This window comes from Salipiger sp., from assembly GCF_059781815.1.
The window spans coordinates 9,789-18,639 of sequence record NZ_JBYNAH010000089.1 but is presented as its reverse complement, the minus strand read 5'-3'; the positions used below and the strand labels follow the sequence as shown (position 1 = coordinate 18,639).

At 68.1% G+C, this 8,851-nt stretch carries 9 protein-coding genes; 2 read left to right on the top strand and 7 right to left on the bottom strand.

Annotated elements, in window-relative coordinates:
* From AC6RA4_RS12150 to AC6RA4_RS12120, 7 genes are all read right to left on the bottom strand, one after another.
* The coding region (locus AC6RA4_RS12150; protein ID WP_500160620.1) for an ABC transporter substrate-binding protein at window positions 1-1,601 on the bottom strand (1,601 nt) is incomplete at its 3' end.
* Between the two features lie 69 nt (window positions 1,602-1,670).
* On the bottom strand, window positions 1,671-2,411 hold the full coding sequence (locus tag AC6RA4_RS12145) for an HAD-IA family hydrolase (RefSeq protein WP_500160617.1): 741 nt from the start codon (window positions 2,409-2,411) through the stop codon (window positions 1,671-1,673).
* A 302-nt stretch (window positions 2,412-2,713) separates the two neighbouring features.
* Window positions 2,714-3,616, bottom strand: coding sequence for a 2-hydroxyacid dehydrogenase (locus tag AC6RA4_RS12140; RefSeq protein ID WP_500160615.1), 903 nt, complete (start codon window positions 3,614-3,616; stop codon window positions 2,714-2,716).
* On the bottom strand, window positions 3,616-4,986 hold the full coding sequence (locus AC6RA4_RS12135; protein ID WP_500160613.1) for an aspartate aminotransferase family protein: 1,371 nt from the start codon (window positions 4,984-4,986) through the stop codon (window positions 3,616-3,618). The genes AC6RA4_RS12140 and AC6RA4_RS12135 overlap by 1 nt, the downstream gene beginning before the upstream one ends.
* Window positions 4,987-5,002: 16 nt before the next feature.
* The gene (locus AC6RA4_RS12130; protein WP_500160611.1) at window positions 5,003-5,830 is read right to left on the bottom strand and encodes a GNAT family N-acetyltransferase; all 828 of its coding nucleotides are present in this window, start codon (window positions 5,828-5,830) and stop codon (window positions 5,003-5,005) included.
* 131 nt (window positions 5,831-5,961) lie between these two features.
* Window positions 5,962-7,059: an acetylornithine deacetylase gene (argE, locus tag AC6RA4_RS12125; RefSeq protein WP_500160609.1), complete on the bottom strand. Its 1,098-nt coding sequence runs from the start codon at window positions 7,057-7,059 to the stop codon at window positions 5,962-5,964.
* Window positions 7,059-7,427, bottom strand: a complete 369-nt coding sequence (locus AC6RA4_RS12120; RefSeq protein WP_500160607.1) for a cupin domain-containing protein — start codon at window positions 7,425-7,427, stop codon at window positions 7,059-7,061. Before AC6RA4_RS12120 ends, argE begins: the two co-directional genes overlap by 1 nt.
* A gap of 208 nt (window positions 7,428-7,635) precedes the next feature.
* On the opposite strand from AC6RA4_RS12120, the gene AC6RA4_RS12115 reads away from it, so the two are divergent.
* Window positions 7,636-8,301, top strand: a complete 666-nt coding sequence (locus AC6RA4_RS12115) for a haloacid dehalogenase type II (protein WP_500160605.1) — start codon at window positions 7,636-7,638, stop codon at window positions 8,299-8,301.
* A 14-nt stretch (window positions 8,302-8,315) separates the two neighbouring features.
* A partial coding sequence (locus AC6RA4_RS12110) for an NAD(P)/FAD-dependent oxidoreductase (protein WP_500160603.1) occupies window positions 8,316-8,851 on the top strand: 536 nt, incomplete at its 3' end.

The window sequence follows — 8,851 nt, the reverse complement described above, 5'->3', positions numbered from 1 at the left end:
AGCCAGACGTATTCGGCGAAGGCGTAGCCCATCATGCCGCCAAGCGGGTTCGACTTGAGACCGCCGAGCTTGCTGGTATGGGCGTCCATGTTGGAGATCCAGACCGGGATCGCGGTGCCGGCCTCGTTGGCGATCATCTCCTGCATGTCCCAGTAGATCGCCTTGCGACGCTCTTCGTCGAGCGCGCCGCGTGCCTCGACCAGCATCCCATCGAACTTCTCGGACTTGAACTGGCTCTCGTTCCACGGCGCGTCCGAGGAGTAGAGCAGCGAGAACAGGATATCCGGCGTCGGGCGCGGGTTGATGTTGCCGAAATGGACCGGCGCCTTGAGCCAGTAGTTCGACCAGTAGCCATCGGAGGGCACGCGGTCGACCTTGAGGTTCATGCCGATGGTGCTGCCGGCCTGCTGCAGGATGGTCGCCATGTCGACCGAGGCGGTGGCCGCGTCGGAGGCCACGACCGGGATCTCGACGCCCAGCAGACCGGCCTTGTCGAACAGCGACTTGGCGCGCTCGGGGTCGAACTCGCGCGCCGGCAGGTTCGGGTTGAAGTAGCGGTTCGACGGCGACACCGGCTGGTCGTTGGCGATCTCGGCGAGGCCGCGGAAGGCGGATTTCTGGATCGCTTCGCGGTTCAGCAGGTATTTCATGCCCTCGACAAAGCCGGCTTTGTCGCCCGGGTTCATGTCGAGACGCATGTTGAGGTTGGTGTAGTTGCCCGAGGTGCTGATCAGCGTCGAGACGCTGTCATTGCCGTCGAGCAGGCGCGCCGAGCGCGGGTTGACCGCGGCGGCATACTGGATGTCGCCCGAGAGCAGCGCGTTGACGCGGGCGTTGTTGTCGGGGATCGCGAAGAACTCGAAGCTGTCGAGATACGGGCCCTCGCCCTTGAAGTAGTTGGGGTTCTTCACCGCGATCGAGCGCACGCCGGGCTCGAACACTTCGCAGATGAAGGCGCCGGTGCCGTTTGCGGTGGTGAAATCGGTGGTACCCTCGGCGATGATCATGAAGTGGTGCAGCGCCAGGATCGTCGGCAGGTCGGCGTTCGGCGCCTCGAGCACGATCTTCACCGTCAGGTCGTCGACCTTGGAGATCTCGGTCATCTGCTTGGCGATCGAGTTCACCTTGGAGCCCACCGCCTCGTCGAGGTGACGCTTGAGCGAGAACACCACGTCTTCCGCGGAGAGCGACTTGCCGTCGTGGAAGGTGACGCCCGACTTGAGCTTCACGTCCCAGGTCTGGGCATCGTCCGAGGAGATGCTCTCGGCCAGCTCCATGTTCACCTGGCCGGCTTCGTCGAGGAAGGTCAGGCGGTTGTAGAAGGCGCAGCAGCGCACGTAGTCGGTCGACAGCGACGCCTTGGCCGGGTCGAGCGTGTCGGCGGTCGAGGAGGACCAGCCGGCGGCCTTGAGCGTGCCGCCGGTGACCGGGGTCGCGGCAACCGCGGCGCTGGCGCGCATCAGCAGCGAGCCGCCGGCAGCGGCGGCAACGCCCGAAGACATCAGCATCTTCAGCAGATCCCGGCGCGAGGCGCCGCGGCGGATCATGTGCTCGACCATCGCGTCGTCGCGGCCGGTCCAGTTGGTGGGGGTCTTGGTCATGTCTTTGCTTCCCTGTTGTGATGCGTGGGTGGCCGCCGCGGTCTTGCCGCCGCTTTCAGCCGGGATGGATCAAGAAGTCTGCGCCTCGAAGGCCTCGTCTGCGGCGAGGGCCAGCTCGATCAGCGCGTGGAAGTGGTAGTCGGGCTCGGTGAATTCCTTCGGCTCGATGGTGCCGCCATAGCCCTCCTGCGCGTGACGGCGCTGGATCCAGGCGTTGGTCATGCCAAGCGCGCGCGAGATGCCGATATCGTGGTACTGGCTCTGCGCCGTGTGCAGGATGTCGAGCTTGCTGCCGCCATCGCGGCCGACATGGTCGAAGACCTGTTCGAAATAGGCCGGGTCGGGCTTTTCGCAGCCGGTATCGTCGGTGGTGAAGCCGGCCCAGAACGGCTGGCCGAGCTTCTCGGCGTATTTCTCGAAGGCCCAGCGGCGGGCATTTGTCATCGCGATCAGCTTGTAGCGCGCCTTGAGCCGCGCCATCGCCTCGACGCTGTCGGGGAACGGCTTGGCCTCACCGACGGTGTCGATCATCAATTGCCGATACTCTTCCGTGTCGGGCAGGCCGAAGGCTTCGGCGATGCGGGAATAGCAGCGCCCCAGATCGTCGGGGAACAGGCCCGCGCCGGGCTCGTAACGGGCATCGCGATAGACCGAGAGCGCCGCTTCGCCGTCGATGTCGATGCCCTCGCGCTCGGCGATCCGGGCCAGACCGTCCTTGATCGCGCCTTCGAAGTCGATCAGCGTGCCGACCACGTCGAAGGTGACGTAGCCGAAGGCGGTCAGGGGTTTCACGGCGGTGGTCGTTGCCATCTCGGCAGTCCTTTCTGCGATGCGCCGGCGCGGTGCCCGCGCCTTGATCCGTGCCGGGAGGCCCACGTTTCGCAGCATCTTCTGCTTTGGCTGCGAAACCGGGCCATTTCTCCCGGTGTTGCGTCGATTTCGCCCGGTTTGCGGTGAAATCTGCGGTGGTATCTCGTCAAAACCGCTCCGCGCTTTCCGAGAGCTTCTCCCAAATTGGCACTTCGGAAACTCCGAAAGCGGCGGCGGGTGCGGCATATTGTTCTGTATTCCCGCAGCGCGCGGCATTTCCACGCGCGCCCTGCGAGAGGCGTTCAGTAGCCCCGCGTCTGATCCACCAGACCGGGCAATTTGGCTCCGGCGCGGTCGGCGCGGATCACCGCCAGCGCGTGCTCGATGCCCTCGCGCGCGTCGGTCTGGCCGGCGATATGCGGGGTGACGATGACGCGCGGATGGCGCCAGGCCCAATGGTCAGCGGGCAGCGGTTCCGGATCGGTAACATCGAGCATCGCCGAGGAAAGCTGACCGCTGTCGAGCGCGCGGCGCAGCGCCTCGAGCGGCAGCTGCGCGCCGCGCCCGGCCTGCACCAGCCGCGCGCCCTTGGGCAGCTTGGCGAGGAAGGCATCGTCCATCAGACCTTGCGTTTCGGGGGTCAGCGGCAGCAGGCAGATCAGCGTCTCGGCCTGCGACAGGAACGCGTCGAGGTCGCTTGCGTCGAACATCCGCACATGCTCCGGCCCGCGCCCGGAGCGCGACCAGCCGAGCACGTCAAAGCCCATGCCGCCCAGCGTCTCGGCGGCGAGCGAGCCGATGCGGCCCATGCCCATGATGCCGACCTTCGCACCGCGCGACAGCGGGATCGCGCCGCCCTGCCACAGCCCCTCGCGCGCCTGCGCGAGATAGCCCGGCATATCGCGATGCAGCATCAGCGTTGCCATCACGACCCAGTCGCGCACCATCTCGTCGACGCTGGCCGCGTAGGTGCGCACCAGCGCCACGCCCTCGGGCATGAGCGGCATCTGGTCAACGCCCGCGCCGACGCAGATCACCACGCGCAGCTTGGGATAGACCGACAGGTCCTCGGGCGGCACCCAGCAGGCGAGATGGGTCACCTCCTCGGCGGGGGCGGTCTCGTGGTAGAAGACCTCGCCCGCCTCGGCACAGACCTCGGCCCAGACGGCGGCGCGTACCGCCGGCCCCAGCAGCAGCAGCGCCATCAGCGCAGCACCGCGCGGATCTCGGGGTCTTCGAGCGTCAGGTCGAGCACGCTGCGGGTGCGCTCGACGATGGCGTCGATCTCGGCCTCGGTGCAACACAGCGGCGGCGCGTAGCCGAAGATGCCCTGCGGGAAGCTGCGCACGATCAGCCCCTGCTCCCATGCCCGGTCGAAAAGCCGGGTGGCGGGCTGCACGCTGGCGGGCAGCGGGGTCTTCTGCGCCTTGTCGGTGACCAGCTCGACCGCCGCGAGCATACCGCGCCCGCGCACGTCGCCGACCAGCGGGTGATCGCGCAGGCTCTCGAGCCCCGCCATCAGCCGCGCGCCGGCCTTGCGGCCGTTCTCCAGCAGGCCGCTCTCGTAGAGATAAAGCACCTCGAGCGCCACCGCCGCCGAGACCGGGTGCGCCGAGTAGGTAAAGCCGTGGCCCACCGCCTTGGCGCCGGCACCATCGGCGATGGTCTCGTAGACATGATCGCGCATGAACACCGCGCCCATCGGCACGTAGCCCGAGGTCAGGCCCTTGGCGGTGGTCATCAGGTCGGGCACGATGCCCTCGTCCTCGCAGGCAAAGAGCGGCCCGGTGCGGCCGAAGGCGGTGATCACCTCGTCGGCGACAAACAGGATCTCGAGCTCGGCACAGACATCGCGCATCGCCTTCATCCAGCCCTTGGGCGGCACCAGCACGCCGCCAGAGCCCTGGATCGGCTCGACATAGAAAGCCGCGACCTTGTCCTCGCCGATCTCGGCCACCTTGGCGCGCAGCTCGGCCACCGAGGCGTCGATGATCTCCTGCGCGCTTTGCGCCGGGTTGCGGTAGGCATAATGCGACGAGATCTTGTGCTGCCACTGGTAGGGCACGCCAAAGCCGTCGTGAAAGCCCGGCAGCGCGGTCAGGCCCGCGCCCATCGTGGTCGAGCCGTGATAGCCCTGCTCGACCGAGATGAACTGGTCGCGCCCGGGCTGGCCCTTGGCGTGCCAGTAGTAGCGGATGAAGCGGATCGTGCTGTCGACCGCGTCCGAGCCACCGAGGCTGAAATAGATGTGGTTGAGATCGCCCGGGCTGCGCTCGGCCAGCTCGGCGGCAAGCCGGATCGGCGCCTCGGCGCCAAGGTCGAAATAGCCGGTGGCATAGGGCAGCTTGCGCATCTGCTCGGCGGCGGCCTCGACCACGCTTTCGTGGCCGTAGCCCGCGTTGACGCACCACAGACCGGCGAAGCCGTCGATCAGCTCGCGGCCTTCCGCGTCGGTGACGGTCGCGCCCTTGGCCGAGCGCAGGACGCGCACGCCGCGTGCCTCATGGCCGCGGAAGGAGGAAACCGGGTGAACGAGGTGCTGGCGGTCCAGCTCGACAAGGGAATTGGTCAGCATGATGTGCTCCGGTGGATCAGCCGAGGGCCTGCGAGGCCAGGGCGTAGGATGTGAACTCAGGGGTCGGCGCAGGGCGGGCGCCCTTGGCCATGGCGGTGCCGCCGCCGGCATGGGTGAGGCCAAGCGCCTCGGCATCGGCGGCCAGCGCCGCATCGGTCAGGTCGACGCGCAGGAAACCGCCCGCCGCGCGGCTGGCCCCGGCGCTAAGCAGCGCCCGCGCGGTGGCCGCGTCGCGCGCCACGATCGGGCCAAGCACCTGCCCGCGCCCGAAATCGCGCAGCAGCGCGAAGCCGCCCTCCGCGCGCAGCACCGTGCCGCGCTCGGCAATGCTGGCCAGAAGCGCCGCGCGGTCCATGCCGCTGGCGGCGAGATCCATCGCGGCGACGCCCTCGGCGTCTCCGAGTGCGACGGCAAGCTCCGGCGCGGCGGCCAGGGCGATGCCTTGATGCTGCCGGATCTGACCCGTCGCCTCGAAGCCCAGCTTCTCGTAAAGCGGCAGCCCGTCGGCGGTCGCGGTGAGGCGCAGCTCGCGCGCGCCGGCCAGATCGAGCACCGCCTGCATCAGCCTGCGGCCAAGCCCCTGCCCACGCATCCGCGCATCGACGATGATCATGTTGATCGTCGCGACCTCGCCGAAGATCGAGCACAGCGCCGTGCCGACGATCTCACCGTCGGCCTCAGCCACGACGCCGCGCGACACCGAGAGCGTCAGCGCCCAGTCCTCGGCGCGGTGCGGCCAGCCGGCCTCCCGCGACAGGCGCAGCGCGCCGTCGATATGCTCGGGCGCGAACGCGGTCAGCGCAAGGTCAGGCGTGGGCGCCTTCGTGGGAGAAGCTGCGGTCATGGCATCTCTCTTCTTGGATCGTCTCTTGGACTCAGCTTAGGGGCGCACGGGCGGCAGGTTTGGCCTGATCCTCCGCCCGCGCCGCAGGTTTGCGCTGCCAGCACCACGGGGCGCCGCAGGATATGCCGCGCTCAGATCAGCCTTCGGCCAAGCGCGAGCACCATCTCGAGCGCGCCCGACAGCTCGGCCTCGGTGAGGTATTCCTCGGGCTTGTGGGCGCGCGCGATATCGCCCGGCCCGCAGATCACCGATGGCACGCCGGCCTGCTGGAACAGCCCCGCCTCGGTGCCATAGGACACCGCCTGCAGCGGCGCGTGGCCGGAGATCGCGGCACTCAGCGCCGCCAGCGGATGATCGGCCTCGAGCGCCAATGCCGGATAGCTTGCGAGCCACTCCGCCGCCACGCCGGGGATCTCCAGCAGCGGCTGCAAAATCTGCTTGGGGTCGACCCCGGCGATGGCGCGGGCCTCGATCCGGGCCTCGGCCGCGTCGGGGATGATGTTGAGCGCCTGCCCGCCCGAGATCGTGCCCACCTGAAGCGAGGAATAGGGCGGCTCGAAGCGCGCATCCTGCGGCCCACTCTCGAGCTCTCCGGCCAGCGCCACAGCCTGCGCCAGCGCCGGGGTCAGCGCGTGGATGGCGTTGCATCCGAGATCCGGGCGCGAGGAATGCCCCGCGCGGCCCGTGGCGCTCAGCCGCAGCGCCGCCTTGCCCTTGTGGGCCAGCACCGGCACCAGCCCCGAGGGCTCGCCGACGATGCAGCCCAGCGGCGCGGCGCAGAGCTCGGGCAGTTTCTCGAGCAGATGCGGCACGCCGCGACAGCCGGCCTCTTCGTCATAGGACAGCGCAATGTGGACAGGTGCGCCGAGCGGCATCTCGGCCAGCTCCGGCACCGCCGCGAGCACGGCGGCGACAAAGCCCTTCATGTCGCAGGCGCCGCGCCCGATCAGCCGCTCGCCGCTCTGGCGCAGGACGAACGGATCGCCCTGCCAGCCCGGCTCACCCGCCGGCACCACGTCGACATGGCCCGACAGGATATAGCCGGGCCGCGACGGATCGCCGAGGGTCGCGAAGAGGTTCTCGCGGTCGCCCTCCGGGCCCATCAGCCGCGTGACCCTGGCGCCATGGCTGCCGAGGTAGTCCGCGACCCAGTCGATCAGCGCGCCGTTCGGGCCGCCCACCACGGTGGGAAACCCGACCAGCCGCTCGAGACTCTCTGTCGCGCGCATCAGGAGGCGATCACGAAGATCTTCTTCACCGTCTCGAGCGTGTTCCAGCTGCCGGTGAATCCGGGCTTCATGACGAAGCTGTCGCCGGCGCCGAAGACATGCGTCTCACCGCCGTCCTCGCTGATCTCGCAGCGGCCCGAGAGGATGTGGCAGAACTCGAAGGTCTCGCCCTTGATCGAGATGGTCTTGCCCGCGGTGGCCTCCCAGACCCCGGTGCGGATCTTGCCCCACTTGGCGGCCTCGGCCAGTGCCGTGTCGAGCTCCCATGTCTTGTAGGAAGGCGCGCCCTCGAGCAGGCGGTCGGGGGCGGCGCTGCCTTCCTTGGGGGCAAAATCGGGGGCGGTATCGAGGGGGACGAGCAGGCTCATCGGAGGTCTCCGGGTCTTAGGGTATCAAACTGCCGCCAACATGCCCCCTGCCCCGCCGCCGCAGTCACCGAATGCCCCGGCCCCGCGGCAGAGCGTGCCGCCCGTATCGCGACAAACGCAATTTCATGCGCTCAGCGGGAGAAACGCGGCAGGCGCTTCCGCCGGGGCCGGGCCAAGATGGCCGCAATACGCACCCCCGGAGACAGACATGACCTTCCGCCCCAAATTCATCACCTTCGACTGCCACGGCACGATGATCTATTTCGACATGGCCGGTGCCGCCCGCGATTTCTATGGCGAACAGCTCGGACCGGAGAAGATCGAGGTCTTCATCCGCGATTTCTCGGCCTATCGTCTGGACGAGGTGCTCGGCGCATGGAAGCCCTATGCCGAGGTGGTGCACAACGCGCTCGAGCGCACCTGCAAGCGCAATGGCGTCGCCTTCGACCCCGAGATCGCGGCCAAGATCTATGACCGCGTGCCGACATGGGGCCCCAACCCCGACGTGCCCGCAGGGCTTGCCAAGATCGCGCCGCACATCCCGCTGGTGGCGCTCACCAACTCGATGAACAGCCAGATCCCGCACAATATCGAGAAGCTCGGCGCGCCCATCGCGCATGTCTTCACCGCCGAGAGCGCCGGGGCCTACAAGCCGCAGATGCGCGCGTTCGAGTACATGTTCGACATGCTCGGCTGCGGCCCGGAAGACGTGCTGCACGTCTCCTCCTCGTTCCGCTACGATCTGATGACCGCGCATGACCTTGGCATCGAGAACAAGGTCTGGGTCAACCGCGGCCATGAGCCCGCCAACCCGTTCTACGGCTATACCGAGATCAAGGACATTTCCGGCCTGCCCGGCGTCGTCGGTCTCTGAGAGGACACACCGCGATGCAGTTCAAATCCTACTGGCACGACACGGCGCCTGCCTTTGCATCGGCCGAGGCAGGGCCGGTCGAGGGCCGCGTCGACGTGGTGGTGATCGGCGCGGGCTTCACCGGCCTCAACGCCGCCCGCAAGCTCGCCCGGGACGGGGTCAGCGTCGCGGTGCTCGAGGCCCGGCATGTGGGCTTTGGCGGCTCGGGGCGCAATGGCGGCCACCTCAACAACGGCATGGCGCATGGCTATGGCGAGGCCAAGGCGCATCTCGGCACCGAGCGCGCCAAGGCTCTGTGGCAGGCCTATGACCGTTCCATCGACATGATCGAGGATGTCATCGCCGAAGAGAGCATCGCCTGCGATTTCCGCCGCTCGGGCAAGCTCAAGCTCGCCTCCAAGTCAAGCCACGTGGCCGGTCTGCGCTCGAATTTCGAGCTGATCCACCGCGAGGTCGATGCCGATACGCGCTTTCTCGAGGCGCATGAGCTCGGAGACGAGATCGGCTCCGAGACCTTCCACGGCGCCATGCTCTACGGCAAGTCGGCGAT